The organism is Nocardia salmonicida, from assembly GCF_036142455.1.
GTDB classification, from domain to species: Bacteria; Actinomycetota; Actinomycetes; order Mycobacteriales; family Mycobacteriaceae; genus Nocardia; species Nocardia salmonicida.
In genome coordinates this window covers 6,506,841-6,533,085 of record NZ_CP108014.1, presented here as the reverse complement: position 1 = coordinate 6,533,085, position 26,245 = coordinate 6,506,841, and the positions used below count along the sequence as shown (strand labels likewise).

Genomic DNA, 26,245 nt, shown 5'->3' with positions numbered 1-26,245 from the left:
ACACCGTGACCAGCAAAGTCACCGCCGCGATCGTGGGGTCCGGCAACATCAGCACCGATCTGCTCTACAAGCTGCTGCGCTCGGACAAGATCGAGCCGCGCTGGATGATCGGCATCGACCCGGATTCGGAGGGGCTGAAGCGGGCACGCGGGCTGGGTCTGGAAACCTCCGCCGAGGGCGCGGACTGGCTGCTCGCCCTCGACGAGAAGCCGGATCTGCTGTTCGAGGCCACCTCCGCCTACGTGCACCGCGCGTACGCGCCGAAATACGAGGCCGCGGGTATCCGCGCCGTCGACCTCACCCCGGCCGCCGTCGGCCCGGCCGTGATCCCCCCGGTGAACCTGGATTCGCTGCGGGACGCGGCGAACGTCAACATGATCACCTGCGGTGGCCAGGCCACGATTCCGATGGTCAACGCGGTCTCGCGGGTTGTCCCGGTGTCCTACGCCGAGATCGTGGCCTCGGTGTCCTCGGTGTCGGCCGGTCCGGGTACGCGCGCGAACATCGACGAGTTCACCAAGACCACCTCCAAGGGTGTGGAGACCATCGGTGGCGCCGAACGCGGTAAGGCCATCATCATCCTGAACCCGGCCGAGCCGCCGATGATCATGCGCGACACCATCTTCTGCGCCATCCCCGAGGATGCCGATCGCGACGCGATCTCGGAGTCGATCTTCCGGATGGAGAAGTCCATTCAGGAGTACGTGCCCGGCTACCGGCTGCTCAACGACCCGCAGTTCGACGAACCGTCGCTGGTATCCGGCGGCTTGGCGAAGGTGTCGATCTTCGTCGAGGTCGAGGGCGCGGGCGACTTCCTGCCGCCGTACGCGGGCAACCTCGACATCATGACCGCCGCCGCCACCCGCGTGGGTGACGTGCTGGCCGACCAGATCATCTCGGCTCGGGTGTAAGGAGTTTCGACCATGAGCAATATCCTCAAGCCCTTCTCGGGCGAACTCGATGTGCGTGTCACCGACACCTCGCTGCGTGACGGCTCGCACCACAAGCGTCACCAGTTCACCGTGGCCGAGGTGCGCGATATCGTTGCTGCCCTTGATGGTTCGGGTGTCTCGGTCATCGAGGTGACGCACGGTGACGGCCTGGCCGGTTCCTCGTTCAACTACGGCTTCTCGAAAACCCCTGAGCAGGAACTGATCAAGGCTGCCGCGGAAACCGCCAAGCAGGCCAAGATCGCCTTCCTCATGCTGCCCGGCGTCGGCGTCAAGGAAGACATCAAGATCTCCCAGGACAACGGCGCGTCCATCTGCCGGATCGCCACCCACTGCACCGAAGCCGACGTCTCCATCCAGCACTTCGGCTACGCCCGCGACCTCGGCCTCGAAACCGTCGGCTTTCTCATGATGGCCCACTCCACCACGCCGGAGAAGCTGGCCGCGCAGGCCCGCATCATGGCCGACGCGGGCTGCCAGTGCGTCTACGTCGTCGATTCCGCGGGCGCACTCGTCCTCGAGCAGGTCTCCGACCGCGTCTCGGCCCTGGTCGCCGAACTCGGCGACGACGCCCAGGTCGGCTTCCACGGCCACGAGAACCTCGGCCTCGCCGTGGCGAACTCGGTCTACGCCGTGCGCGCGGGCGCCACCCAGATCGACGGCTCGGCTCGCCGCTTCGGCGCGGGCGCGGGCAATCTGCCGGTCGAAGCCTTCATCGGCGTCTGCGACAAGCTCGGTATCAAGACCGGCGTCGACTTCTTCGCCGTCACCGACGCCGCCGAGGACGTGGTTCGCCCGGCGATGCCGTCGGAATGCCTGCTCGACCGTCAGGCGCTGATGATGGGCTACGCGGGTGTCTATTCCAGCTTCCTGCGCCATGCCGAACGCCAGGCCGAACGCTACGGTGTCTCCGCCGCCGAAATGCTCGTCCGCGCAGGCAAGCGCAAGCTCGTCGGCGGCCAGGAAGACCAGCTCATCGATATCGCCCTGGAACTCCAGCGCGAAGCTTCGGTTACCGCCTCGGCCTGATGCGGACCCTCCGAACGGCGTGACCCCCGGGTCACGCCGTTCGGCGTTGTGGGCCCACAACGTTTTTCACCGCGTGAGCGCACCGGCGGCGAGATAGTCGTCGCCGCCGACGAAGTACGTGTGGCCGTCGGCGACCGCTTCGGTGCCTGCCCGAACGATCACGCGCGCGAAGTCCTCGACGGTGGGCAACGGGCCTGCCGCGCGGCGGGACTCGACACTGCCCGGATCGCGCCGTTCCAGCAGACGGACGATGATCGTCCCGTCGATCATGTCGCCGGACACCACCGTGAAACCGACTCCGCGCTCCCGGAATTCGGGGATCAGCGCTCGGAGCGCGTCCTCGCCTGCCCGCTTGCTGCGCGCTATCGGCGTGTAACCCTGTGGCACATCGTCGTTCTCGTGGATGAAGTGCGCCTGATGGCTGGTGACGAACACGATCCGACCGCCCTCCGGCATCAGCGGCAGCATCGCCGTGGCCAGGTTCACCTGCGCATCCCGGTTGAGCCGCAGTGCGTACCCGGGATCGGCATCCCGTTCGAGCCCGCCGGATGCGTTGAGCACCAAGGTATCCAGCCGCCCGAAGGTCCGGCCGACCTCCGCGACCATCGCCTCGACAGCCGCCGGATCGGAGACATCGGCACCGAGCACCGAAGCGCTCCCACCCGTGGCTACGATCGCGTCCACGACATCCTGGGCCCGCTTGCGCTTCTCCCGAAAGTTCACGATGACATGCGCCCCGGCCGCGCCGAACTGCGCCGCCGCCTCCGCCCCGATCCCCCGTGAAGCCCCGGTGACCAGCACGATCCGCTGACCCTGCCGCACTGTCGAATCCATCGTCGATCTCCTCGTCCATCCCCGACCGGCCATCATGCTTCTGATTCAGAAGCAACTATCGTGCTTCTGAATGAGAAGCGCAACCGGCGACGAGCCCTCGCAAGCGATCCTGGCCGCGATCGACCTACTCGGCCAGCGCTGGATGCTGCGCGTGATCTGGGAACTGGAGCCCGGCCCCCTCGGCTTCCTCGACATCCGCCGACGCATGGGCAACTGCTCATCGAGCATGCTCTCGGACCGACTCCAGCAGCTCCAGTCCGCGGCACTGATCCGCAAGAACGGCCAACGCGGCGCCTACGAACTCACCACCGAGGGCGCCCTCCTCGCCGAATCCCTGCAACCCCTATGGGACTGGTCCGAGAACCGGACGTCCTCCGGCGACGGCAACGGCCGAATCCCGTGGCGTCCCGACCGTTAGTCCACTGATCGCAAAAACCGCTGGACAGCGGCGATATAACTGGCTGATGAGCGAGGATGCGGCGATATTGTTCTGCGATACCGGCATGGCTGCCCGGATCGAGCGGATGGAGACCGATGCCATCACCGGCGGGGTGAGCACGGGGCTTCGTCGGGGGGAGGCGGAGTTCACCGGGTTCGCTCACGAGATCGCCGGTGGCGCGGCATGTTTCGCGGGGCCCGGATCCCCGCTGAACAAGGTGGTCGGAGTCGGCTTCGCCGGGGTGCCGACGGTGGCGCAGTGGGCGGCGGTCGAACAGGCCTATGCCGAGGTGGGGGCACCGGTCCAGGTGGAATTGGCGCATCTCGCCGACCCACGGATCGGGGTCGACCTGACCGCTCGTGGGTATCGGTTGACCTCGTTCGAGAACGTGCTCGGCCTGCGTCCGCGGGGACGCGCCTGGCCGACATCGCGGTCGGTCGAGGTGCGTCGCGATGACGAGAACGGGTTCGATACCTGGCTCGATACCGTCGTCGACGGCTTCGCCCACCCCGACGACGGTCTACCCACCCACGAAGAGTTCCCCCGCGACATTCTCGCCGCTGTCATACGAGACCTCGCCGCCACCGGCGACACGCACCGCTACCTGGCCTACCGAGACGGCATTCCCGCAGGCGGCGCGAGCCTCCGCATGTCCGACGGCATCGCCGCGCTCGCCGGGGCGGCGACCCTGCCCGAGCACCGTCGACAAGGCGTCCAGACAGCGTTGCTCTCGGCCCGCCTCGGCGCCGCGGCCGCGGCCGACTGCGACCTCGCGGTCGTCACCACCGAGCCGGGATCGAAATCCCAGAAGAACTCCCAGGCCCAGGGTTTCGCGCTGCTCTACACCCGAGCGGTGCTTATCAAAGACCCCGCTTGAGGCCCGAGTCCTCCTCGACGCGGATCTCTTCTACGGTCGGCCCCTTGGCCGACAGGCCGCTCACCAGCAGGGCGTAGATCGCGACGATGAGGATGGGCGCGGCCAAGGGGGCCCAGATCAACTGGACGGGGACCCAGGCCGCGGTAGCCGCGGCGATGGTGAACAGGACCGCGCCGCCGACCGAGGGGATGGTGGTGGGGACCACTCCTTCGGGGGCGTGCAGGACGGCGGCATTCAGCAGGTAGGTGGTCGCGACCAAACCTGTTGCCGCCGAGGCTATGACGCCGACATCGGAGACGGCGAGCGCGGCGATGGTGATCAGCACCGCGCCGACCGAGGCCGGGCGCCACCACCAGCTCGCGATGATCAGCGCCAGCGCGGGCACTCCGGCGATGGGGTTGATCAGCGCGACCGCGGCGACCAGCAGCAGGCCGGCCAAGAGGGCAAGGAATCTCGTCATCGGCGTACCCGTACGGCTCGGCGGTGTTCGGGGAGCAGGCGCATGGCTTGGTCGAGGCGGGTGTCTTCGGGCCAGGGGATGATGTCGACGCCGACGGTGCCCATATCCCGGTACATCGAGGCGCGCTCGAGCTGCCACATCTTGGCCATGGTGGGGTCGAGGCCGTCCTCGAAGGGAGCGCCGCGCAAGACGTCGACCGCGACGACCACGTGGCCGCGTTTCCGCAGGTCGATCAGGGCCAGCGCGAACTGTGTGTCGAGCAGGGTGGAGAAGGCGACCACGATCGCGCCGATCGGAACGGCGGCGTGGGGCGCGAGGGTGCCGGTGGTCTCGACGTGTTCGTCACCGACGCCGAGGACGGTGTCGACGATGCGATAGAACTGCCTGCGTCCGATATCGGGGCGCAGCCAGCGAGGCGCTTCGCCGAGGCAGACCACGGCGGTGCGGTCGCCGGATTGCAGTGTCGACTGCACCACTTGCGCCGCGCCGCGCACCGAGAGTTCCAGCGAGGCGCTGGCCGGACCAGGCGCCTGTAGCGAGGTGTCGACCATGACGACCACGTCGGCGGAGCGGTTGGTGAACCGCTGGGTGACGTAGAGCCTGCCGCGCCGCGCGCTCACCGGCCAGTTCACAGCGCGCAGCTGATCGCCCGGCGTGTAGGCGCGGATGTCGGCGTATTCGACACCAGGACCGTGTCTGCGGGTCAGGTGGGTGCCGATGCGGTCGGGAAGTTCTGTGCGCGGCAAGCGCATTCGCTGCGGATCAGCGATGGGGTAGACGTAGAGTTTGGCCGCGGGCAGCTCGGTCGTCGCGACCGCCAGCCCGGCCGGGCTCAGCGCGGACACCTTCACCTGCACCGGATACCGTCCCCAGCGGGTGGCGGAGAGCCCGAGCCGCATGCCCGCTGGCGCACCGCCGGAATCGTGGGCTTCCTCGACCTCGAGTTCCAGGCCGGGCAGCGGCAGGGCTGTCATCCGTAGCAGTGCGTGCCCGCTTTCGACGAAAGCGACAGCACTGCAACCGATCACCTCGTTCTCGAAACAGCGCACGGTGCCGCTGCCGTCGACCTGGACTCTGGTCGGCGCCTGCTGCCACGGCGCGGTGGCGAGCACACCGAGCATCGGCGCGGCGAAGACGACCAGCTGCCACTGCCCGAGCAGCACCGCGACGACCAGTGCCGCTGCCGCGCAACCGGCCAGGATGAACACCAGCGGCGCGGGCCGCCACCGGAGGTCGACCTCGACCGTTCTGGATTCGTCGCGATGCTTCATGTGCTCGTGGCGCGGGGCACCGGTAGCCGGCGGAGTAGTTCGGTGATGACGTCCTCACCGCGAATGCGGCGGACCCACATCTCGGGGCGCAAGGTGATGCGGTGCGACATCGCCGCCACCGCCAGCGCTTTCACGTCTTCGGGGATCACGTAGTCGCGCCCGAGCAGCAGGGCCCTCGCCCGTGACATCTGCACCAGATCGAGTTCGGCACGCGGGCTGGCGCCGACCTCCACCTGGGGATGGCTGCGGGTAGCCGAGGCCAGCGCCACGACGTAGCTCACCACGTCGGGGTGCACGGTAACGAACTCGACCGACTGACGCATCTCCATCAGACCCTGCGCGTCGACGACCTGGCCCACCTGCGGTGCGGTGGAACCACGCTCGAGCCTGCGCCGGATCATCTGCGTCTCGTCGGCCTCGGAGAGGTAGCCAAGGCGCAGCTGGATGGCGAAGCGGTCGAGTTGGGCCTCGGGCAGCGGGTAGGTGCCCTCGTACTCGATCGGGTTGTCGGTGGCCAGCACCACGAACGGCTGTGGGAGCAGGAAGGTCTCGCCGTCGATGCTCACCTGCCCCTCGGCCATGGCCTCGAGCAGAGCGGCCTGGGTCTTGGGCGGAGTGCGGTTGATCTCGTCGGCGAGCAGCACATTGGTGAAGACCGGACCGCGACGGAAGTTGAACCGGCCCGACGCCATGTCGTAGATCGTCGAACCCAGCAGGTCGGCGGGCAGTAAATCCGGCGTGAACTGCACGCGGGTGAAGTCGAGTCCGAGCGCGGCCGCGAAAGACCGCGCGATCAAGGTCTTTCCGAGGCCTGGCAGGTCCTCGATGAGTACGTGCCCTCCGGCCAGCACGGCAATCATGATGAGCTGCATCTCATCTCGCTTGCCGACCACGACACGGCCCAGCTCACGCAGTACGGCATCGGAGCGCTGGACGGTCACGTTCAACGGCATTGTCATCGGTGGCCTCTAACCCCTCACATCGTCTGCAAACGGCGCAGGATCTCATCCAGCGCCTCTTTACCCGGTGCGCGTCCGGTTTGATCGCGCAGCGCGGAGTTCGCCGGATCCACCCAGCGCCACAGTTCGGGTCCGAACTGCAGCTGACCGGCGGCCTCGGTGGCCCGGCGATTCTTGGAAACCCTCAGCCCCGTCGACAGCTCGAATTCCTTGGCGAGCAGGGGCCGCAGGTGTCGGTCCCAGTCGGCACGGGTGCCGTCGGCGCGAGCGGTGAGCATCTCGGCGCGCGCGTGCCAGCGAACGAGCATCTCGGCGGGACCGTTGTCGATGTATTCGGTGAGCGGTTCCTCGCGGGTCACGCGGTGGCGCAGCGACCAGACCAGCATCGCGAGCGCCGCGGCCACCGGAACGGCGACGGCGAGCAGCACCGAGTCACGATCCAGACGCACCAACGCCACTTCGATCACAGCGACGGCGAGTATGGCCGTGACGATCACCGAGGTCCGATTCACGCCGTCACCAGCCGGCGTTGCAGGTCGGTGAGCACGATGCGCAGCAGTTGTTCGGCGCGCATGCGCTGCCATTCGAGCATCGAGTGCGGGCTGAACCGCGCCTCCTCGAACAGCGCGACCAGCTCACGGGCCGAAGCATCGTGCAGCACACCGCTTTCGAATGCCCTGGCCAGCACTTCCATCGGGGTGTCGGAGGCCAGCGGGCGGGCGGCGAGGTCGCTGGACAGGCCGCGCTCCATCGCCACATAACAGGCGATGATGGCGGTACGCGGGTCCTGACCCGGGGCGTTCATCGCGGCCAGGCCCATTTCGGCGGCGCGCGTGAGCGAATCGACTTCACTGGCGGTCGGTTCGTTCTCGACGGGCGCGGCAGGGGCCGGTTCGCGGCGCGCGGCCACGGCGACGACGACCAGACCGACAAGCGCGACCACGATCAGCACGATGGCCAGGATCGCCGCGATCACCAGGGCGGTGCCGGTGAGTTCCGTGGGTCCGGTCGTGGGGTCCGCGGCATGGGTGTCGGTGGTGGGTACGGGGCCGGAGCCCTCGGCCAGCGTTTCGGCGGCCGGGCGCATCGGGCGGGCGCCGGGCAGCAGGAACAGCGCGGTGACGCCACCGGCGAAGATCAGCGCGACCGTGGCCACGGCGATCGGGACCAGCAGCGCCATCCTGCGCCACTGGATGCGCGGCATGGCGTCGCGTTCGGCTTCGGGCATCGCCAGCGGCAGTCGATGCTGGCTGGCGATCACGCCCGCCACCAGGATGACGATCGAGACCAGCAGCAGGACCGGCATCACGGCGACGAGCAGCGGCGAAGGAGCGCTGGTCGAGTTCGACCCGGCGCCGGGCAGACTGCCCTGCAACGCGATCGTCGCGGCGACGACCAGTGCGATCACGACAATCGCCCGCGTAATGGGCTGATTCACCCCGATCACAGCTGTACCACCAAACCCCGAGAGACTGCACAAAACAGCCACATAGTTACATGCCGAGTGGTCCGCTCGAGAGAAAATCGATGCTTTTGGACCCTCTCCTAATATTGTCCCCCTGGGATCAAGGGCATGCTACGCAGTGCGAACGTTTAACTCGCCAGTTAATGGCAACTCACCGAGTCGGCTGGCGGTGCGCGCCAGATCGGGAATCGCGGGGATGCCCCCGGTCAGCTCGTGTGGGGCTTCGGGGGCGTGGACGGTGAACGGGAGATCGGCGTCGTAGAGGACGTCGACGAGGTTCACCAAGCGCATGGCCCAGTCGGGCGGGACATCGCGTAGCGGCGGGACCTCGCGCAGGGTCCAGTGGCGGTAGCGCTCGGCGAGACGGAGATAGTCGGCGGCACTGGTGGGGGCGGCACAGATGTCGTGGAAGCCGACGGTGATGGCATCGGCGGTGGCGTGGGCGCGGAGGGTTCGGCCGTTACCGATGGGCACGTCGACGCGAGGGAACGCTGATCCGATATCCGCTGTGACCACGTAACGACCCGCGAGGAAGCCGGTATCGCGGTGTGCGGTCCTGGTGCGGTAGTCGAGCGGTCCGTCGAGGGTGACGGTGTCGAGATTAGCCAGAATCTGCGCGATGGTGGGCAGGAAGTGGTCATGGAACAGAGGGTTGGGCAGCAGGTCCTGGGGCCGGTAGTTGGAGGTGACCACGAGGGTGCGGCGCTCGGCGAAGAGGGTGTCGAGCATGCGGGCGACGAGCATGGCGTCGCCGATATCGGTGACGTGGAATTCGTCGAAGCAGACCAGGTCGGCGTCGCCGAGGAGTTCGCCGATCGCGCGTTCGATCGAGCCGAGGGCGTGGGTGGCCGCGTGCAGGGATGCGAAGAAGGCATGGAAGTGGAAGCGGCGCTTGCGCTCTGTGTCGACCGTGGCGAAGAAGCGGTCCATCACCATGGTCTTGCCCCGACCCGGGCGGCCGTGCAGGTAGACGCCGGACCGATCCGGGCGCAGGTCGGCAGGCTGCTCGGGTCGACCAGCATTGCCGCGTCCGAAGGGACGCGTGAGCGGACCGAACCAGCCCGTGCGCCGATCGCCGCGTTCAGCGGGGCGCCGGGCACCGAGGGAGCGGCCCGGGTCCAACAGTGATTCGAGCGCGCGCAGGGCCGCCTGTTGTGCGGGGTCGAGCACCACGGTGTCGGGTTTCATGCGTACTCCTTCGTCCTCTACAGTTGTAGAGGACGGGCGTCGCGGACGGCCAGGAGAGGTGACGATGTCCACAGACCGACGGGTACGGATCGTGGCGGGTGCTGTCGAACTCATCGCGACACAGGGAATCCGCGCACTCACCCATCGCGCGGTGGATACCCGACTGGCATTGCCACCGGGTTCGACCTCCTATTACTTCCGCACGCGGCAAGCGTTGATCGAGGCGGTGGCGGACGGGATCACCGCTCGATCGCGCGCGGATTTCCTCGCCGCACAGCGGGAATTCGCGAACCGGCAATCACTGGACCCAGCCCAGGTCGCGCGCGATATCGCGACGTGGCTCGAGCAGCTGCTCACTCATCGCCGCAACGACCTGATCGCCCGGCACGCCTTGATCATCGAAGTCCTGTCCGAGCCCGAGCTACACGCCCGCCTGGCAGGCAGCCTGTTCTCGCTGGACCGCGCCACCGCGCTGTTCGCCGCGCTCGGCGCCGTCGATCCCCGCGCGTCAGCCCGCGACTTCCTCGCGCTACTGGAAGGACTCGTCTTCGATCGGTTCGCGGGACTGCGCGCGGGATCGGCGGCCGACGTCGATCAGCTCGCCCGACCACTGGCTGATTTCCTCACAAGTGGTCGTAACTATCAGCCCTGCCAACCGAATTCGGAATAAGGCTCGGCCGAATTCAACGCCGCCAATCCGAGCGCGGAATATTCGATCAGGTCGTCGGGTAGTTCGCCGAGCAAAAACCATTGCAGCGCGTAGCATTTATCGGGCTCGCGATTGAAAGGTTCACCGCGCCAATCCTCGACGCGAAAGAAAAGGCCGAGACGGGAGTCGCGGCCCGGTGCGGTGACATGGGCGACGTGCACCAAGCGCAGGGCAGCGGGATCGATCTCGACCCCGACCTCCTCCGCGGCTTCGCGGACCGCGGCCGTCGCCGCCGATTCGTCGGCCTCGAGTTTTCCCGCGGGCAGGTGCCAGCGGTGATCGAACCCGTCGCCGCTGCGGCGCAGGCTCAGCAGGACCTCGTCGCCGCGGATCAGCAGGATGTGCACGTCGACCAGGTGGCGGGGAGTCACCTGGTCGAGCGTAGAAGGGCCGAGGCTATGACGTCAGCACCAGCCCGGAGGTGGGGACGCCGGTGCCCGCGGTGACGAGGATGCGTTCCAGGGCATCCACCTGGTTCACCGAGGTACCGCGGATCTGACGGACCGCCTCGGCGATGCCGTTCATGCCGTGGATATAGGCCTCACCGAGCTGGCCGCCGTGGGTATTGAGCGGAAGGCGCCCGCCGATCTCGATGGCGCCGTCGGCGATGAAGTTCTTGGCTTCGCCGCGGGGGCAGAAGCCGAGTTCCTCGAGCTGCATGAGGACGAACGGGGTGAAGTGGTCGTAGAGGATCGCGGCCTGCATATCGGCGGCGGTCAGGCCGCTCTGCGCCCACAGCTGGTCGCCGACGAGTCCCATTTCCGGCAGGCCGGTCATGGCGTCGCGGTAGTAGCTGGTCATCACGTACTGATCGGCTCCGCTGCCCTGTGCGGCGGCCGCGATGATCGCGGGGCGCTGCGGGAGGTCGCGGGCACGTTCGGCGCTGGTGACCACGATGGCGACACCGCCGTCGGATTCCTGGCAGCAATCGAGCAGGTGCAGCGGTTCGGCGATCCAGCGCGAATCCTGGTGCTGTTCCAGGGTGATCGGCTTGTCGTAGAAGAAGGCATTGGGGTTCACCGCGGCGTGCTTGCGGTCGGCGACCGCCACGGCGCCGAAGTCGGCACTGGTGGCGCCGCTGACGTGCATATAGCGGCGGGCGACCATCGCGACCTGCGCGGCGGGCGTGCCGAGACCCTGTGGGTAGGCCCAGCCCGCGTCGATCCCCGATGACGTGGGCGCGGCGGCCAGCGCGGGCGAGAACTGACCGAACCGAGCACCGGACCGTTCGTTGAACGCCCGGTAGGCGACCACCACATCGGCCACCCCGGTGGCCACGGCCATCGCGGCCTGCTGCACGGTCGCGCAGGCCGCGCCGCCGCCGTATCCGATGTGGCTGAAGAACTTCAGGCTCGGAATGCCGACTGCCCTGGCCACCGCGGCCTGGGTGTTGGTGTCCATGGTGAAGGTGGTGAGGCCGTCGACGTCGGCGGGTGTGAGACCCGCGTCGGCCAGCGCCGCGCTCACAGCCTCTGCGGCCAAACGCAATTCGCTGCGACCGGAGTCTTTGGAGAAGTCGGTCGCGCCGATGCCGACAATGGCAGCGTGTCCGGAGAGACCGGCCCGGGCAGTGGTGCTCATTTCGGCTCCAGATCGGGAAGGGCGATGACGGCCGTGGCGGTGATGTGCTCGCCGAGGCTGTCTTTGCCGTGCACGTCGATGGTGACCTGGGTGCCGTCGATCTCGGTGACCGTGCCGGAAAGGGTCAGGGTGTCACCGGCGTACAGCGGCACGCCGAGACGAAGGGAGATGCGCTTGACCAGCGCACGCGGACCGGCCCAGTCGGTGACGAAGCGCTGCACCAGACCGGTGTCGGTGAGGATGTTGACGAAGATGTCGCTCGACCCGCGCTCGACCGCCTTGTCGCGGTCGTGGTGCACATCCTGGAAGTCCCTGGTGGCCAGCGCGGTGCTGATCACGAAGGTGGGATCGGCGTGAATCGCCAACTCCGGCAGCACAGTTCCCACCGCGAGGGTGGCGAGTTCGACCGTGGGGGTCATCGAGGCGTCCTTTGCGGTCATCACACGGCCTGCCAGTACGGCAGCACGGTTCCGTCGGCGAGCTTTTCGAAGGCGACGCGGACGGGCACATCGATGGCGACCTCGGCCGGGTCGATGCCCCGCAGTTCGCCGAGCACGCGCACACCTTCGTCGAGTTCCACCAGGGCCACGACGAAGGGCAGGTCGCGACCGGGCACCTTCGGCGCGTGGTGCACCACGAAGCTGAACACGGTGCCGGTGCCCGCCGCCACGACGTAGTCGCCTGGCTCCGCTTTGTCCTGCCACAGGGCGGGAATCGGCGGGTGCCGCAGCGAGCCGTCGGGCAGCCGCTGGATCCGCAGCTCGCCGATTTCGGTACCGGCCCAGAAGAATTCGGTGTCACGCGAGATCACCGGACCGACCCGGCCCTCGGGCGCGGTCTCGATCCCATCCCTGGCGGGCGCGGCCGCGGCGGTGCCGGGGGCGAACTTCAGCAGCCGGAACAGCATTTCGGTGACGACCTCGTCACCGACCGACCAGGTGGTGGCGTAGGTGAGGAACCAGCCGTCGCCCAGCCCGGTTCGCTTGGGGCCCTTGACTTCCGCCAGCTTGCTGGTGACCTGCACCTCTTCGCCGGGCCGCACATAACGGTGGTAGGTCTGCTCGCAGTTGGTGGCGACGACCGAGGTGTAGCCCGCCGCGTCGAACAGCTCGTTGGCGAGGTTCATCGGGTCGTCGGCGGCCCGGACTCCGTGCAGTCCCTGCATGGTCCACACCTGGGCCATCGCGGGCGGCGCGACGATGCCGGGATGCCCCGCAGCCCTGGCGGCTTCGTCGTCGACGTAGATCGGGTTGGCGTCGCCGAGGGCCTCGACCCAGTTGTGGATCATCGGCTGGTTCACCGGATCACGACCGACGCGCGGCGCCGACTCCCCCGCCGCGACGATCTTCGCCGCACCCTCTGCGAGTTCTTCTGCGGTGACCGATTCCGGCACGCGCCGCTCCTTGTTCATCGGGGTACGCGCGGGAGGTCGAGGCCGGCCGTGGCGACCAGTTCGCGCATGATCTCGTTCACGCCGCCACCGAAGGTGACGACGAGGTTCTGCTTGGTGCGCCGATCCAGCCAGCCGAGCAGTTCGGCGGTGCCGGGCTCGGCCGAGTCGCCGTAGCGGCCGATGATCTCCTCCACAATGCGACCCGCGTCCTGCAGCGATTCGGTGGAGAAGATCTTGGTCGCCGAGGCGTCGGCGATCACCGCGTTCTGCGCCGCGGACGTATCGGCCGCCGCGACCTGCCAGTTCAGCAATTCGTTGAGCCGCACCATGGTTCGCACCCGACCCAGCGCGCGCCGAACCTCGGGCTCGCCGAGCAGGCTGTGCTGCGCCGACCAGTCACGCAGGCGGTCGTAGAGCTGTTCGATCTTGCCGGAGGGGCCGAGGCTGACGCGCTCGTGGTTGAGCTGGGTGGTGATCAGCCGCCAGCCGCGGTTCTCCTCGCCGACGAGCATGTCCGCGGGCACCCGCACATCGTCGAAGTACGTGGCGTTGGTGTGGTGGGCGCCGTCGCAGGTGATGATCGGGGTCCAGGAATAGCCGGGGTCCTTGGTGTCCACGATGAGGATCGTGATGCCGCGGTGGCGGGACTCGACCGAGCCGGTGCGGCACGCCATCCACACGTAGTCGGCTTCGTGGGCGCCGGTGGTGAAGATCTTCTGCCCGTTGACGATCCAGTCACCGTCACCGTCGCGCACCGCGGTGGTCCGCAGTGCGGCGAGGTCGGTGCCCGCCGACGGCTCGGAGTAGCCGATGGCGAAATGGATGTCGCCGGAAAGGATTCCGGGCAGGAACTTCTTCTTCTGCGCGTCGGTGCCGTACTTCTGCAGGGTCGGCCCCACGGTCAGCAGGGTGACCAAGGGCAGCGGAACATCGGCGCGGACGGCCTCGTTGAAGAAGATCTGCTGTTCCATCGGGCCGAAACCCTGGCCGCCGAACTCCTTGGGCCAGCCGACACCGAGCCAGCCGTCGCGGCCCATCCGGCGCACCACCTCGCGGTAGGTGTCGCCGTGCCGGTCCACCGCCATCGCCGCGGCCTCGGCCGGGCTGATGAGATCGGCGAAATAGGAACGCAATTCTTCGCGCAACCGCCGCTGTTCAGCGGTCAGATCGATGAACATCTTGCTCCCAGAAGGTCGAGCCGAAGACCCGCTCCGCCGAGAAGCCGGGCGAGGTCTTTGGCCTGCGAGTAGTAGCGGTGCATCGGGTGGGTGATATCCACACCCAGTCCACCGTGCAGGTGGTGACATTTCTGCATGGCGCGCGGAACTTCGGCCGCGGCCCAGTACGCGAGCACATCGAGGTCCTCGTCGATGCGGTCCTGGAGTTCCGGCGACGGATCGGGCTGCGCCAGCGCCCAGCACGCCGACTCGGCCGCGACGTGCAACGTGCGCGACACCACGTACAGATCGGCGATCTGCTGAGCCACGGCCTGGAATTCGGCCAGCGGCCTGCCGAACTGTTCCCTGGTGCGCACATGCTCGGCGGTGAGCGTGAGCGCGCCCTTCAACAGGCCGTCGGCGACCGCACCGATGCAGGCAAGGGCGTGACGGTGCAGAACGGGCAGCACGTCGGGCAGCAGTTGGTCGGCCGGGATCTCGACGTCGTCGAGCACCAGCGTCGCCTCCGGAATGCCCGCCGAACCGGCCACCGGGATGATCTCGAGGCCCGGCGCGACCGAATCGACCAGTGCCACGCCGCTATCGGTGGGGACCAGAATCCACCGGGCCTCCGACGCGTAGATCACGCCGGACTTGCGGCCGGTGATCCGCACCGTATCGCCGTCGCGCACCGCCTTGGTGGTGGGCGCGGTGGTGAACGGCGCCCCCGGTTCGGTGAGCGCGGCGGTGAGCACGATGCCCTTGCCGACCTCGGCGAGCACGCGCTCGGCCAGTTCGTCCGACAGCAGGTCGAGCAGCGGCAGCACACCGAACCCGAAGGTCGGCAGTGCCGCCACGGCGGCGGCATCGGTGGCCAACTCCATGAGCAGCGCCGATACTTCGAGCAATCCCATGCCGTCGCCGCCGAATCGCTCCGGTACCGGCACGGCGAGCAGGCCGGAGTCGATCAGGCTCGGCCACAGGGCCATATCCCTGGCCGACTCACGTTCGAGCAGGCTTACCACTACCTCGGCTACGGCGTCGGCGCTTTCGTCGCGGGTGAAATCCACGGCGTCCTCCCTCATCGAGCTAACTGTCCGCATCGCGCGGCAGGCCGAGAATCCGTTCGGCGGCCACGGTCAACAGGATCTGCTCGGTACCGCCCGCAATCGAGAGACACCGTGTAAGCAGGAATTCTTTCAGAGCATCGCTGTCCAGAGAACCTTCTGGGCCGACTAGTTCGAGCGCGTATTCCGCCAGCTCCTGCCGATGCCGGACGCCGACCAGCTTGCGGACGCCCGCCTGGGCCCCCGCGTCGACGCCTGCCACCGTCGCCACCGCGATTCGCTGTTCCAGCAATGATCCAGCAATCGACGACGTGATCAGTGCGCCGAAACGGTCCTCACGCAGTTCTGTTCCCCATCCGCCGACCGGGAAGCGATCGAGCAGGGCTTCGAGCGCGCCGCCGATGCCGCCGCCACCCATGGCGACCCTTTCGGCCGAGAGCGTGGTGCGCGCGATCTTCCAGCCGTTGTTCAGCGCGCCGACCAGGCAATCGTCGGCTACGAACACGTCATCGAGGAAGACCTCGCTGAACTTCTCCTCGCCGGTGATCTGCACCAGCGGCCGCACCTGCACGCCCGCGGCGCGCATATCGACGAGGAAGTAGCTGATGCCGCGATGCTTGGCCGCCGACGGATCGGTACGGGCCAGGCAGATGCCCCAGTTCGCGGTGGAGCCGAGCGAGGTCCACACTTTCTGGCCGCGCAGCACCCAGCCGCCGTCGACCTTCTCGGCGGTGGTCCGCAGGGCGGCGAGATCGGAGCCGGCGCCGGGCTCGCTGAACAGCTGGCACCAGATGACCTCGCCGTGCAGGGTCGGCCAGACGAAGCGTTCGATCTGCTCCTCGGTGCCGAACCGCAACAGCGTCGGCACGGCCCAGCCCGCGACGGCGAGGTCGGGGGTCGCCAGGTCGACGCGGCGCAGTTGTTCGGCGATCTGCAGGCAGGTCATCGGATCGGCGGCGCGGCCGTAGGGCCGCGGCCAATGCGGCATCACCAGGCCCGCCTCCACCAGCGCACGCGGCCGCCGCGCCGGGTCGAGGGCGGCGATGGCGGTGATCTCGGCGGCCAGCTCGGTGTCGACGGTGGCGTCGCCGAGTACCCGTTCGGCGCCGGTGGTGCGGCGCTGACCGGCCCTGGTGAGCTCGGCGACGCGGGCACGCCAGCGGGCCGAACCACCGAGGAGCTGGCGCAGCGAGCTCGCCCGGCGCAGGTAGAAGTGCGCGTCGTGTTCCCAGGTGAAGCCGATGCCGCCGAGAACCTGGATGGCGTCCTTGGCGTTGTCGACGGCGGCGTCCAGCGCCACCGACGCGGCGACAGCGGCGGCGATCGGTAGCTCGTCACCGCCTTCGTCGATCGCGGCGGCGGCGTCGGCGGCGACCGCGCGGATCAGCTCGGTGCGGCACAGCATCCAGGCGCACAGGTGTTTGATCGCCTGGAAGGTGCCGATGGGTTTGCCGAATTGTTCACGGACGCGGGCATATTCGACAGCGGTGCGCAGGCACCAGCCGGCCACACCGGCCAGTTCGGAGACCGCGAGCGCCACGAAGAGATCGGTGACATCGGCCGTCGACGTGAAGCCGTGTTCGGCGGGGACAGCTACCTCGGCGGCGCTCACCCGCGCCAGCGGCACGGTGTGGTCACCGTGCGCCAGCGGCGTAATCGTCACTGCCGCAGCCGGAATCAGCAACCAGCGGGTGCCGTCAACGGTGTCGGCAGGCACCAGGACCTGCGTGTCGGCATCGGCGCCGTAGACGAAATCCCAAGTGCCGGTGACACTCCAGCCCGCATCGGTGGCCGTCGCCTTCGCGGCCTGCTCGTCGCCGGGCACCGCGACCGCGCACGGGGCGCCCTCGGCAAGCGCGCCCTCGGTGATCAGCCCGGCCAGCGCGGTGGCCAGCACCGGACCGCCGACCAGATCGTCGCCGGTCTGCTCGAGCATCACCGCGAGGTCGGCGACCGTGCCGCCGAGCCCGCCATTGTCCTCCGATAGCGCGACCTCGAACAGCCCGAACTCACCGAGCGCGGGCCAGTAATCGCGCCAGGCACCCGCACCGCCTGCCCGCATTGTTTCAATCGGCGCGACCGTACTCGCCCAGCTCCGCAGCGACGCCGCGACGGCTTTGTGCTCGTCAGTGGTGGCGATGGTCACAAGAAGATCCGCCCTTCCGGCGTGGTTACCACTCCTAGAACATGTTCTAATATCTGTGCCGGGCATAAGTCAAGAGCGCTACACTCGCTCCACACTTCTCACGCGGCTCAGCCGTTGAATTTGCACTGAAGCGAAAGGGTTTCCACGATGGACAGTCCCGCACCAACGCCCACCGTGACCACGCTGTCCGAGGAAGAACTCAGCTCCAGCGCGCAGCGCGACCGGCGCAAGCGCATCCTCGACGCAACCCTCGCGCTCGCTTCCAAGGGCGGCTACGACGCCGTGCAGATGCGTGCGGTCGCCGAACGCGCCGACGTCGCCGTCGGCACCTTGTACCGCTACTTCCCGTCCAAGGTGCACCTGCTCGTTTCGGCTCTGGCCAGGGAATTCGAGATGTTCGAGGGCAAGCGAAAGCCGCTACCCGGCGACGGCCCCTCCGAACGAATGCACACCCTGCTCACCCAGATCACCCGGATGATGCAGCGCGACCCACTTCTCACCGAGGCGATGACGCGCGCGTTCATGTTCGCCGACGCCTCGGCCGCCGCGGAGGTCGATCGGGTCGGCAAGGTGATGGACCGGGTCTTCGCCCGCGCGATGAGCGACGGCGAACCCGACGACCGCCAGCTCGCGATCGCCCGCGTCATCTCCGATGTGTGGCTGTCGAACCTGGTGGCCTGGCTCACCCGGCGAGCGTCCGCGACCGATGTCACGGAACGACTCGAGCTCACCGTCGACCTGTTGCTGGGCGATCGCGGATAACTTAGCAACCCGGCAAACCTCGCTGCCGCATCATCACAAATCGCCCATCGCTGTTGACACCCGTCGGCTGTGCGTCTTCCAGTAGGAAGATGCATAGCCGACGTCGCATATGCGAAACAGCGCATCTACCGGCCTCGCGCGCTTCGCCGAGGCCGCCGCATGCCCGGTGAGCTCGATGGATCCGGCGTACGACGGTAGCCGACCGGTCGGTAATTTGCCGTAAAGTCGCGAGCAAACGACCGGGGTTCGTGCGCACAACGTGCCGCGCCGCTCGCGCGGCAAAATTGACGCAGTATTGTTTTTCGCGCCCCCTGATCAACTCCTCCCATCACTAGGTTGGATGCGTGAGCGCACAGGAACTGCCCTTGGATGTCCGCCGTGCACTGGCGTCGGTTGCGCGCGTGCCACGGCTCTTGGTTGCCTCGGACTACGACGGGACTATTGCCCCGATCGTGTCCGACCCGTCGAAAGCGTTTCCCCAACGGGAATCGGTGAGCGCGTTACGCGCGCTGGCGGGGTTGGCGAACACTACTGCGGCGGTGATTTCCGGTAGAGCGCTACGCGATCTGGCCGCGCTGTCTCGCCTGCCGGTCGAGGTACAGCTGATCGGTAGTCACGGCTCGGAGTTCGACGTCGGCTTCGTGCACGCGATCGACAGCGACGCCAAACGGCTACTGACAGAGATCAATTCGGCGTTCTCGAAGATCGCCGCCGAGAACCCGGGCGTGGCTGTCGAGATGAAGCCGGCCAGCGCCGCGCTGCACGTTCGTAACGCCGACCCCGAAATCGCTGGGCGCGCACTGGCTTCCGCGCGTCAAGGTCCCGCTCGCTGGGTGGGCGTACAGGTGACCGAGGGTAAGGCGGTGATCGAGCTCGCGGTGATCCCGACCGACAAGGGCACCGCGCTCGACACCATCCGCCATCAGGAAAGCGCCTCTGCCGCAGTGTTCTTCGGCGACGACGTGACCGACGAGAAGGCGTTCCGCGTGCTGTCGGGGCCCGACGTCGGCATCAAGGTCGGCGAGGGCGAGAGCATCGCCAAGCTGCACGTGAACTCCACCGAGGACGTGGCGCGCGCGCTGGCGTTCCTGGTCGAGGAGCGGCGCACCTGGCTGGCCGGGGCGAGCGCCCCTCGGATCGAGCGGCTGAGCATGCTGGCCAGCCCGCGTTCGGTCGCACTGCTCACCCCTGACGCGACGGTCACCTGGTTCTGCCATCCGGAGCCGGACTCGGCGGCGGTATTCGCCCACCTGCTCGGCGGCGCGGCGGCCGGGCATTTCACAGTGGCGCCGGAGCGGCCGAGCCTGCCGCTGTCGCAGCGGTATGTGGACGGCACGATGACAGTCGAGACACGGTGGGCCAGTTTGCAAGTGGCCGACTATCTGCCGCACGACGTGACCGCCGACCGCACCGACCTGACCAGGGTGATCACCGGCGCCGCGAAGGCCGTCGTCGTCTTCGCGCCGCAGCCCGAGTTCGGCCAGGTGCCGGTGCGCATGGAGGTTGTGCGCAACGGAATCCAGGTCAGCGGCACCAACGATCCGATGGTGCTGCGCTCCCCTGGCGTGGAGTGGGAGATCCTGTCCGACGGCACCAACGACCAGGCCCGTGCGGTGGTCGATCCGTCGATCGGGCCGGTTGTGCTCGAATTGCGCTGCGGCACCGCCGATCTCACGCCCTCGATGACGCCGGAGCCGCAGCGCCGCCAGCTCGCCGAGCAGTACTGGTCGCAGTGGGCGGCGGGATTGCAGCTGCCGCCGCTCAAGCCGGATCTGATGAAGCGCTCGGCGCTGACACTGCGCGGACTGGTGCATCGCCCGTCGGGATCGATCCTGGCCGCGGCGACCACCTCGCTGCCGGAGGACATCGGCGGCGTGCGCAACTGGGACTACCGCTACTGCTGGCTGCGTGACGCGTCGCTGACCGCGCAGGCCCTGGTGACGCTCGGCTCACTGACCGAGGCCGAGGAATTCCTCGGCTGGGTACACAAGGTGCTCGACACCCTGCCAGGGCCGGAGCGCCTGCACCCGCTGTACACGATCTACGGCGAGACCCTGCCGCCCGAGGCCGTGATCGACCTGCTGCCCGGTTACGCCGGTTCGCGGCCGGTGCGGGTGGGCAACGCGGCCAATATGCAGGTGCAGCTCGACGTGTTCGGGCCGATCGTCGACCTGATCACCTCGATGGCGCACGAACGCGAGCGTCAGGGCATCATCGCCCCGGCCAAGGCGCTGCCGGATGCCGACTGGGAACTGGTGCACGCGATGGTGTCGGCGGTGCAGCGTCGCTGGACCGAACCCGACCACGGCATCTGGGAGATCCGCGGCAATCCCCGCCACCACGTGTACTCCAAGGTGATGGGCTGGCTCACGATCGATCGGGCCCTCACCCTGGCGGAGCGCTTCGATCGTGGAGCCGATCCCGACTGGGCGACGCTGCGCGACACGATCGCCGACGAGGTGCGGGCGAAGGGCTGGAACGACGAGGTCCAGTCCTACACCGCGGCCTACGACGGCACCGATCTGGACGCGGCCACCCTGCACATCGGCCTGAGCGGCCTGATCGACCCGGCCGACCCGCGCTTCGCCGCGACGGTGGTGGCCACCGAGGCCGAGCTGCGCAGTGGCGCCACGGTGTACCGCTATCACCACGACGACGGACTGCCCGGCGGCGAGGGCGGCTTCCACCTGTGCGCCGCCTGGCTGGTGGAGGCCTACCTGCTGATCGGCAGGCGCTCCGACGCCGAGGCGCTCTTCGCACAGCTGGTCGCGGCGGCAGGCCCCACCGGCCTGCTCAGCGAGGAATACGATCCGGTCGCCGAACGCTCCCTCGGTAATCACCCCCAGGCTTACAGCCACCTCGGCTTGCTGCGCTGCGCCCAGTTGTTGAGCCAGCCGGTCAACGCCCTGGTCTGACAGCGCTCGACAAAGCCGGGTTCGAATCTCGAGCCCGGCTTTTCGATGCGGTTCGTACCGGGTTTTCGTAGCTGCTAATCTAAAACGGTAACGATTTCCATTATGATCTAGTGCTTGTACGCCAGGAGTGCCGCGTGAACCCTCGATTCGCCCGCTTGTTTGCCGGTCTCACGGCGGGAGTGGCGGCCGTGGTCGTCCTCAGCGCCTGCGGAACAAGCTCCACCGATTCCGGTACCCCCCAGATCGTCGCCTCCACCAATGTGTGGGGTTCCGTCGCGACCGCCGTCGCCGGGCCGGATGCGCAGGTGACCTCGATCATCAGCGATCCCGCCGCCGACCCGCACTCGTTCGAGACCTCGGCCACCGATACCGCCGAGATCAGCGACGCGGATCTGGTGGTGTTCAACGGCGGGCACTACGACGAGTTCATCGAGAAGGCCATCTCGGGCAAGGACAAGCGGACCGTCGAAGCCTTCGAACAGCGCCCGAACAAGGGCGACGACAACGAGCACGTCTGGTACGACGTGAGTACCGTGGCCGCCGTCGCCGACCGGATCGCCGCCGAGCTCGGCGAGGTCGACGCCGCGCACGCGAGCGCCTACGCCGAACGCGCGGTGGCCTTCAAGAACCAGCTGATCGGCGTCAGCACCATCACCGGCACCATCGCCACCCAGACGCCGAACGCGCCGGTCGCCCAGTCCGAGCCCCTCGCGCACTACCTGTTGCAGGCCGCGACCGCGCAGGACAAGACCCCGCGCGACTTCCAGGAAGCGATCGAGCAGGAGACCGACCCGGCCCCGGCCGCCGTCGCCGCCACTCGCGACCTGATCACCGCCAAGCAGGTCAAGGCGCTGATCTACAACACCCAGACCGAGGACAAGATCACCCAGGACCTGCGGGCCACCGCGCAGTCCGCGGGCATCGCCGTTGTCGAGGTCACCGAAACCCTGCCCGCCGGAATGGATTACATCCAGTGGCAGACCGCCAACGCCAAGGCGCTCGCCGCGGCCCTGCGCTGAGGACGCCCATGACCGAGGCAACCGCACTGTCGGAAACCACCACCGCGCCCGATGTCGACGCCGCCGACGCGGCGATCCGTCTGCGCGCGGCGACCATGGCCTTCGGCGACCGCACGCTATGGCGTGACCTCGACCTCGACGTGCGCCCGGGTGAGTTCATCGCCGTCCTCGGACCCAACGGCTCCGGCAAGACCTCGCTGCTGCGGGTGCTGCTCGGCACCCTCGCCTTGAGCTCGGGCAACGCGCAGATCGCGGGGCGCCGCGCCGGGGTCGGCAATCCGGGCATCGGCTACATCCCGCAGCAGAAGACCATCGACGCCGGTGTGCAGCTGCGCGGGATCGATCTGGTCGGCCTCGGCGTGGACGGGCACCGGTGGGGGCTCGGCTGGCGTGGTCGACGCGGCAGGGCCGAGAAGGTCGACAGCGCCATTGCCGCGGTGGGTGCCGGGTCGTTCGCGCACGCGCCGCTGGAGACGCTGTCCGGTGGCGAGCAGCAGCGGTTGCGGGTCGCGCAGGCGCTGGTCGGCGATCCGTCGGTGCTGCTGTGTGACGAGCCGCTGCTGAGCCTCGATATGGCGAATCAGCGGCTGGTAGCCGAGTTGGTCGACAAGCGTCGCCGCGAACACGACACGGCGGTGCTGTTCGTCACCCACGAGATCAATCCGATCCTGCCGCTGGTGGACCGGGTGCTGTATCTGGTCGACGGCGGCTTCCGGATCGGTACGCCCGATGAGGTGATGACGTCGGAAACGCTGTCGGAGTTGTACGGCACCGAGGTCGAGGTGTTGCGGGTACGCGGACGCCTTGTCGTGGTCGGAACCGGTGACGACATGGACGCGCTGGGCGGGACGGCCTGATGGACAAGCTCACCAAGGTGTTCGAGCAGATGTTCAACTTCGGCACCACCGCGAATCTGCTCGGCTACGACTTCGTGCAGCAGGCGCTGTTGGCCAGTGCGCTGCTGGGGTTGCTGGCGGGGTTGATCGGGCCGCTGATCGTCGCCAGGCAGATGTCGTTCGCGGTACACGGGACCAGCGAGCTGTCGCTGACCGGCGCGTCGGCGGCGCTGCTCGTCGGGGTCGGGGTCGGATTCGGGGCGATCGCCGGTTCGGTGGTCGCGGCCGTGCTGTTCGGATGGCTGGGCTCTCGTGCGCGCGAACGTGATTCGGTGATCGCGGTGGTGCTGTCGTTCGGGCTCGGGCTGTCGGTGTTGTTCCTGTGGCTCGCGCCGGAGCGGGCCGGGTCGAAGTTCTCGCTGCTCACCGGGCAGGTGGCCGGGGTCGGCTATGACGGGCTCGCGCTGCTGGTCACGTGTACCGCGGGCGTGCTCGCCGTGCTGGCTGTGGTGTATCGGCCGTTGCTGTTCGCGAGTGCCGATCCCGAGGTCGCGATCGCGCGTGGCGTGCCGGTGCGGGCGCTGTCGGTGGTGTTCGCGGTGCTGCTCGGGATCACCGCCGCGTTCGGCGTGCAGATCGTCGGCGCGCTGCTGGTGCTCGCGTTGCTGATCACCCCGGCCGCGGCCGCCGCGCAGGTGACCTCCAGCCCGATGCGGGCGACCGTGCTTTCGGTGATCTTCGCCGAGGTCGCCGCCGTGGGCGGGCTGTTGCTGTCGCTGGCGCCCGGAGTTCCGGTGTCGACCTTCGTCACCGCGATCTCGTTCAGCATCTACCTGGTGTGCCGGTTCGTCGGACATCGCAATCGGCAACTCGTACCCGCGCGCTGAACCGATAGAACACAATCGATTCATGATCGATTTCTCAGTGCCGGACGATCTCGCCGCCCTTCGTGACCGAGCCCGGAACTTCGTCGTCGAGCAGATCGTGCCGTTCGAGCGCGATCCCCGCCTCACCGCGCACGGCCCGACCGACGCATTGCGGGCCGAACTCGTGGAGCTGGCTCGCGCCGAGAAGCTGCTGACCGTGCAGGCGCCGGTGGAATACGGCGGCCTTGGACTCAGCCACATCGAGCAGGCGCTGGTGTACGAGGCGGCGGGGTGGTCCACGCTCGGGCCGGTCGCCATGAACTGCGCCGCGCCCGACGAGGGAAACATGTATCTGCTCGGCAAGATCGCCGATCCGGAGCAGATCGACCAGTATCTGATGCCGGTGATCCGGGGCGAACAGCGTTCGGTCTTCGCGATGACCGAGCCAGGTGGGGCGGGTTCGGATCCCGGACAGCTCAGCACCGAGGCGGTGTTCGACGGCGAGAATTTCGTGATCAACGGTCGCAAATGGTTGATCACCGGGGCCGACGGCGCCAAGACCTGGATCATCATGGCGCTGCTCGCCGAGAACCCGCACCTGCCCGCGGGGCCGACATTGTTCATCACCGACGGTGACGCGCCGGGCATCGTGATCGAGCGGATCATGAACACGATGGACCGCAACTACGTCGGCGGGCACGCGGTGGTGCGGTTCGACAATCTCACGCTGCCGCCGACGGCCGTGCTCGGTCGCACCGGACAGGCGCTGCGGTACGCGCAATTACGGCTCGCTCCCGCCCGGCTCACGCACTGTATGCGCTGGCTCGGCGCGGCCGCTCGCGCCCAGTCCATCGCACTGGACTACGCGCGCACCCGCACCGCCTTCGGTAAGCCGATCGGCGAACACGAGGGCGTGTCGTTCATGCTCGCCGACAACGAGGTGGCGCTGCACCAGTGCAGGCTGACCATCTGGCACGCCTGCTGGCTGATGGATCAGGGGCAGCAGGCAAGGCACGAATCGTCGATGGCCAAGTCGTATGTGTCCGAGGAATTGTTCAAAGTCACCGATCGCTGCGTGCAGGTGCTCGGCGGGATCGGGATCAGCGACGAGACGGTCGTGGAGATGTTGTTCCGGGATATGCGCGCGTTCCGTCTCTACGACGGGCCGACGGAAGTGCACAAGTATGCGATCGGCAGACACTTGCTGTCCGGTCGCTAGTACGATTCGGTCCCATGAGTTCGGAATTGCTCGTCGATGTCGAAGGCGGCGTCGCCTTGTTGACGCTCAACCGACCTGCCAAGCAGAACGCCGTCACCCCCACGATGGCGGCCGAGCTGAGCGCCGCGCTCCGTCGCTGCGATATCGAGGACGCGATCCGCGCCGTCGTCATCACCGGAACCCCACCGGCCTTCTGCGCGGGCGCGGATCTCGCGGCGCGCGGCGGCGACGTGAGCGCGACCCTCGATCCGCCGCCCTGGCAGGTGCGTAAGCCGGTGATCGCCGCGGTGAACGGACACGCGGTCGGCATCGGCCTGGCCCTGGCGCTGCAGTGCGATCTGCGGTACTTCGCTCGCGATGCCGTCTACGGGCTGAACCAGGTGCGGCGCGGGGTGCTCGCCGACGGGTTCGCGCACTGGACGGTGCCACGGCTGGCCGGGCTGGCCAACGCCGCCGACATCATGCTCACCGGGCGTACGTTCGACGGTGACGAAGCCAAGTCGCTCGGTTTGGGCAATGCCTCGCTGCCCGCCGACGAAGTACTGACGACGGCGATGTCGGTGGCCCACGACATCGCGACCGGGACCGCTCCCCTACCGGTCGCGCTCACCAAGCGGCTGATCTGGGAGAGCCTCGGCATGACCCCGGCCGTGGTCGGGCAGCTCGAATCCGAGCTCAACGCGCAGGTTGCCAAGAGTGTCGACGGTGGCGAGGCGATGGTGGCGTTCAAGGAACGTCGCCCGCCGAACTGGACCGGCAGTGTCAACGACGAATGGCCGGCCTGGGACGCTCCCGGCGAGCGCCCGAGCCTGGACTGAACTCAGAAGTTCCCGTTGCAGGAACCGGCCAGATACAGCAGGGCGAACATCAGCATGAGGATCGTGCCGATGATGCCCGCGATGTAGCCGATCACCACCTGTGACCGGCCGCTGAGCCCACCGTAGGACGCGTCGATCTCGTTGAGTGCCCGCTTGCCGAGCACCCACGCGAACGGCCCGAAGATCCCACAGCAGAACGGGCTGAGCAGCCCGAGCACAAGGATCATATTGGCCTGCGGGTGCTCGACCGTTTCGCCGATCGGCTGATTAGGGATCGCCACAGCA

The 26,245-nt window shown here is 68.0% G+C and carries 27 protein-coding genes; 12 read left to right on the top strand and 15 right to left on the bottom strand.

Annotated features, from left to right (window positions below):
- Nucleotides 1-5 precede the first annotated feature (5 nt).
- Both OHS03_RS30580 and dmpG read left to right on the top strand, forming a co-directional pair.
- Nucleotides 6-911: an acetaldehyde dehydrogenase (acetylating) gene (locus OHS03_RS30580; protein ID WP_056818927.1), complete on the top strand. Its 906-nt coding sequence runs from the start codon at nt 6-8 to the stop codon at nt 909-911.
- A gap of 12 nt (nt 912-923) precedes the next feature.
- A complete protein-coding gene (gene dmpG, locus OHS03_RS30575; RefSeq protein ID WP_328658833.1) occupies nt 924-1,979 on the top strand; it encodes a 4-hydroxy-2-oxovalerate aldolase in 1,056 nt (351 codons plus the stop codon).
- A gap of 66 nt (nt 1,980-2,045) precedes the next feature.
- On the opposite strand, the gene OHS03_RS30570 is transcribed toward dmpG, so the two are convergent.
- Nucleotides 2,046-2,813, bottom strand: coding sequence for an SDR family oxidoreductase (locus OHS03_RS30570; protein WP_328658831.1), 768 nt, complete (start codon nt 2,811-2,813; stop codon nt 2,046-2,048).
- Between the two features lie 70 nt (nt 2,814-2,883).
- Between OHS03_RS30570 and OHS03_RS30565 the strand changes: the two genes are divergently transcribed.
- Both OHS03_RS30565 and OHS03_RS30560 read left to right on the top strand, forming a co-directional pair.
- The gene (locus tag OHS03_RS30565; protein WP_056818933.1) at nt 2,884-3,231 is read left to right on the top strand and encodes a winged helix-turn-helix transcriptional regulator; all 348 of its coding nucleotides are present in this window, start codon (nt 2,884-2,886) and stop codon (nt 3,229-3,231) included.
- Between the two features lie 67 nt (nt 3,232-3,298).
- Complete coding sequence (locus tag OHS03_RS30560; RefSeq protein WP_328664485.1) at nt 3,299-4,129, top strand: GNAT family N-acetyltransferase; 831 nt, start codon at nt 3,299-3,301, stop codon at nt 4,127-4,129.
- Here the strand turns inward: OHS03_RS30560 and OHS03_RS30555 are convergent.
- From OHS03_RS30555 to zapE, 6 genes are all read right to left on the bottom strand, one after another.
- Nucleotides 4,113-4,589, bottom strand: coding sequence for a hypothetical protein (locus OHS03_RS30555; protein WP_328658829.1), 477 nt, complete (start codon nt 4,587-4,589; stop codon nt 4,113-4,115). The two genes, OHS03_RS30560 and OHS03_RS30555, sit on opposite strands and share 17 nt — an antisense overlap.
- Nucleotides 4,586-5,860: a DUF58 domain-containing protein gene (locus OHS03_RS30550; RefSeq protein WP_062982801.1), complete on the bottom strand. Its 1,275-nt coding sequence runs from the start codon at nt 5,858-5,860 to the stop codon at nt 4,586-4,588. Before OHS03_RS30550 ends, OHS03_RS30555 begins: the two co-directional genes overlap by 4 nt.
- Complete coding sequence (locus OHS03_RS30545; RefSeq protein WP_056818940.1) at nt 5,857-6,819, bottom strand: AAA family ATPase; 963 nt, start codon at nt 6,817-6,819, stop codon at nt 5,857-5,859. The genes OHS03_RS30550 and OHS03_RS30545 overlap by 4 nt, the downstream gene beginning before the upstream one ends.
- Before the next feature lie 17 nt (nt 6,820-6,836).
- Nucleotides 6,837-7,331 (bottom strand): hypothetical protein, encoded by a 495-nt coding sequence (locus OHS03_RS30540; protein ID WP_328658827.1) that lies wholly within the window; start codon nt 7,329-7,331, stop codon nt 6,837-6,839.
- Nucleotides 7,328-8,257 (bottom strand): DUF4129 domain-containing protein, encoded by a 930-nt coding sequence (locus tag OHS03_RS30535; RefSeq protein WP_328658825.1) that lies wholly within the window; start codon nt 8,255-8,257, stop codon nt 7,328-7,330. The genes OHS03_RS30540 and OHS03_RS30535 overlap by 4 nt, the downstream gene beginning before the upstream one ends.
- A 138-nt stretch (nt 8,258-8,395) precedes the next feature.
- Entirely contained in the window at nt 8,396-9,472 is a 1,077-nt protein-coding gene (zapE, locus tag OHS03_RS30530) for a cell division protein ZapE (RefSeq protein ID WP_328658823.1), read from the bottom strand.
- Nucleotides 9,473-9,536: 64 nt separating this feature from the next.
- Here zapE and OHS03_RS30525 point away from each other — a divergent pair, with 64 nt between their 5' ends.
- Nucleotides 9,537-10,142 (top strand): TetR/AcrR family transcriptional regulator, encoded by a 606-nt coding sequence (locus tag OHS03_RS30525; RefSeq protein WP_328658821.1) that lies wholly within the window; start codon nt 9,537-9,539, stop codon nt 10,140-10,142.
- Here OHS03_RS30525 and OHS03_RS30520 read toward each other — a convergent pair.
- Genes OHS03_RS30520 through OHS03_RS30490 form a run of 7 tightly spaced genes read right to left on the bottom strand, consistent with a single transcriptional unit; the run spans nt 10,115 to nt 17,525 of the window.
- A complete protein-coding gene (locus OHS03_RS30520; protein WP_328658818.1) occupies nt 10,115-10,552 on the bottom strand; it encodes an NUDIX domain-containing protein in 438 nt (145 codons plus the stop codon). The two genes, OHS03_RS30525 and OHS03_RS30520, sit on opposite strands and share 28 nt — an antisense overlap.
- Nucleotides 10,553-10,577: 25 nt before the next feature.
- The gene (locus OHS03_RS30515) at nt 10,578-11,762 is read right to left on the bottom strand and encodes a lipid-transfer protein (protein WP_328658816.1); all 1,185 of its coding nucleotides are present in this window, start codon (nt 11,760-11,762) and stop codon (nt 10,578-10,580) included.
- Nucleotides 11,759-12,181 (bottom strand): MaoC family dehydratase, encoded by a 423-nt coding sequence (locus tag OHS03_RS30510; RefSeq protein WP_328658815.1) that lies wholly within the window; start codon nt 12,179-12,181, stop codon nt 11,759-11,761. Before OHS03_RS30510 ends, OHS03_RS30515 begins: the two co-directional genes overlap by 4 nt.
- Nucleotides 12,182-12,201: 20 nt before the next feature.
- Entirely contained in the window at nt 12,202-13,173 is a 972-nt protein-coding gene (locus tag OHS03_RS30505; protein ID WP_405149457.1) for a bifunctional MaoC family dehydratase N-terminal/OB-fold nucleic acid binding domain-containing protein, read from the bottom strand.
- Nucleotides 13,170-14,333, bottom strand: coding sequence for an acyl-CoA dehydrogenase family protein (locus OHS03_RS30500; protein WP_328658810.1), 1,164 nt, complete (start codon nt 14,331-14,333; stop codon nt 13,170-13,172). The genes OHS03_RS30505 and OHS03_RS30500 overlap by 4 nt, the downstream gene beginning before the upstream one ends.
- Nucleotides 14,318-15,397 (bottom strand): acyl-CoA dehydrogenase family protein, encoded by a 1,080-nt coding sequence (locus OHS03_RS30495; protein WP_328658809.1) that lies wholly within the window; start codon nt 15,395-15,397, stop codon nt 14,318-14,320. The genes OHS03_RS30500 and OHS03_RS30495 overlap by 16 nt, the downstream gene beginning before the upstream one ends.
- A gap of 4 nt (nt 15,398-15,401) precedes the next feature.
- Entirely contained in the window at nt 15,402-17,525 is a 2,124-nt protein-coding gene (locus tag OHS03_RS30490) for an acyl-CoA dehydrogenase family protein (protein ID WP_328658807.1), read from the bottom strand.
- 147 nt (nt 17,526-17,672) lie between these two features.
- Between OHS03_RS30490 and kstR the strand changes: the two genes are divergently transcribed.
- The 7 genes from kstR to OHS03_RS30455 all read left to right on the top strand — a co-directional run bounded on the left by kstR (nt 17,673) and on the right by OHS03_RS30455 (nt 25,960).
- Nucleotides 17,673-18,287, top strand: a complete 615-nt coding sequence (kstR, locus tag OHS03_RS30485; protein WP_056818959.1) for a cholesterol catabolism transcriptional regulator KstR — start codon at nt 17,673-17,675, stop codon at nt 18,285-18,287.
- Between the two features lie 344 nt (nt 18,288-18,631).
- The gene (gene otsB, locus OHS03_RS30480) at nt 18,632-21,202 is read left to right on the top strand and encodes a trehalose-phosphatase (RefSeq protein WP_328658805.1); all 2,571 of its coding nucleotides are present in this window, start codon (nt 18,632-18,634) and stop codon (nt 21,200-21,202) included.
- Nucleotides 21,203-21,336: 134 nt separating this feature from the next.
- Nucleotides 21,337-22,221, top strand: a complete 885-nt coding sequence (locus OHS03_RS30475; protein ID WP_328658803.1) for a metal ABC transporter solute-binding protein, Zn/Mn family — start codon at nt 21,337-21,339, stop codon at nt 22,219-22,221.
- 8 nt (nt 22,222-22,229) lie between these two features.
- A complete protein-coding gene (locus tag OHS03_RS30470) occupies nt 22,230-23,078 on the top strand; it encodes a metal ABC transporter ATP-binding protein (RefSeq protein WP_405149453.1) in 849 nt (282 codons plus the stop codon).
- Nucleotides 23,078-23,944, top strand: coding sequence for a metal ABC transporter permease (locus tag OHS03_RS30465; RefSeq protein WP_174562632.1), 867 nt, complete (start codon nt 23,078-23,080; stop codon nt 23,942-23,944). Before OHS03_RS30470 ends, OHS03_RS30465 begins: the two co-directional genes overlap by 1 nt.
- A gap of 22 nt (nt 23,945-23,966) precedes the next feature.
- Nucleotides 23,967-25,142, top strand: a complete 1,176-nt coding sequence (locus OHS03_RS30460; protein WP_328658801.1) for an acyl-CoA dehydrogenase family protein — start codon at nt 23,967-23,969, stop codon at nt 25,140-25,142.
- Nucleotides 25,143-25,156: 14 nt separating this feature from the next.
- Nucleotides 25,157-25,960, top strand: coding sequence for an enoyl-CoA hydratase/isomerase family protein (locus OHS03_RS30455; RefSeq protein ID WP_301904623.1), 804 nt, complete (start codon nt 25,157-25,159; stop codon nt 25,958-25,960).
- A gap of 2 nt (nt 25,961-25,962) precedes the next feature.
- Here the strand turns inward: OHS03_RS30455 and OHS03_RS30450 are convergent, their stop codons facing one another.
- Nucleotides 25,963-26,241, bottom strand: coding sequence for a DUF4190 domain-containing protein (locus OHS03_RS30450; RefSeq protein ID WP_056818970.1), 279 nt, complete (start codon nt 26,239-26,241; stop codon nt 25,963-25,965).
- Nucleotides 26,242-26,245: the final 4 nt, after the last annotated feature.

Bases quoted from the DNA above. Each gene is read 5' to 3' on its own strand.
- dmpG (WP_328658833.1), top strand. From the start codon at position 924: ATGAGCAATATCCTCAAGCCCTTCTCGGGCGAACTCGATGTGCGTGTC.
- OHS03_RS30570 (WP_328658831.1), bottom strand. From the start codon at position 2,813: ATGGATTCGACAGTGCGGCAGGGTCAGCGGATCGTGCTGGTCACCGGG.
- OHS03_RS30565 (WP_056818933.1), top strand. From the start codon at position 2,884: ATGAGAAGCGCAACCGGCGACGAGCCCTCGCAAGCGATCCTGGCCGCG.
- OHS03_RS30555 (WP_328658829.1), bottom strand. From the start codon at position 4,589: ATGACGAGATTCCTTGCCCTCTTGGCCGGCCTGCTGCTGGTCGCCGCG.
- OHS03_RS30550 (WP_062982801.1), bottom strand. From the start codon at position 5,860: ATGAAGCATCGCGACGAATCCAGAACGGTCGAGGTCGACCTCCGGTGG.
- OHS03_RS30545 (WP_056818940.1), bottom strand. From the start codon at position 6,819: ATGACAATGCCGTTGAACGTGACCGTCCAGCGCTCCGATGCCGTACTG.
- zapE (WP_328658823.1), bottom strand. From the start codon at position 9,472: ATGAAACCCGACACCGTGGTGCTCGACCCCGCACAACAGGCGGCCCTG.
- OHS03_RS30525 (WP_328658821.1), top strand. From the start codon at position 9,537: ATGTCCACAGACCGACGGGTACGGATCGTGGCGGGTGCTGTCGAACTC.
- OHS03_RS30515 (WP_328658816.1), bottom strand. From the start codon at position 11,762: ATGAGCACCACTGCCCGGGCCGGTCTCTCCGGACACGCTGCCATTGTC.
- OHS03_RS30510 (WP_328658815.1), bottom strand. From the start codon at position 12,181: ATGACCCCCACGGTCGAACTCGCCACCCTCGCGGTGGGAACTGTGCTG.
- OHS03_RS30505 (WP_405149457.1), bottom strand. From the start codon at position 13,173: ATGAACAAGGAGCGGCGCGTGCCGGAATCGGTCACCGCAGAAGAACTC.
- OHS03_RS30500 (WP_328658810.1), bottom strand. From the start codon at position 14,333: ATGTTCATCGATCTGACCGCTGAACAGCGGCGGTTGCGCGAAGAATTG.
- OHS03_RS30495 (WP_328658809.1), bottom strand. From the start codon at position 15,397: ATGAGGGAGGACGCCGTGGATTTCACCCGCGACGAAAGCGCCGACGCC.
- kstR (WP_056818959.1), top strand. From the start codon at position 17,673: ATGGACAGTCCCGCACCAACGCCCACCGTGACCACGCTGTCCGAGGAA.
- OHS03_RS30470 (WP_405149453.1), top strand. From the start codon at position 22,230: ATGACCGAGGCAACCGCACTGTCGGAAACCACCACCGCGCCCGATGTC.
- OHS03_RS30465 (WP_174562632.1), top strand. From the start codon at position 23,078: ATGGACAAGCTCACCAAGGTGTTCGAGCAGATGTTCAACTTCGGCACC.
- OHS03_RS30460 (WP_328658801.1), top strand. From the start codon at position 23,967: ATGATCGATTTCTCAGTGCCGGACGATCTCGCCGCCCTTCGTGACCGA.
- OHS03_RS30455 (WP_301904623.1), top strand. From the start codon at position 25,157: ATGAGTTCGGAATTGCTCGTCGATGTCGAAGGCGGCGTCGCCTTGTTG.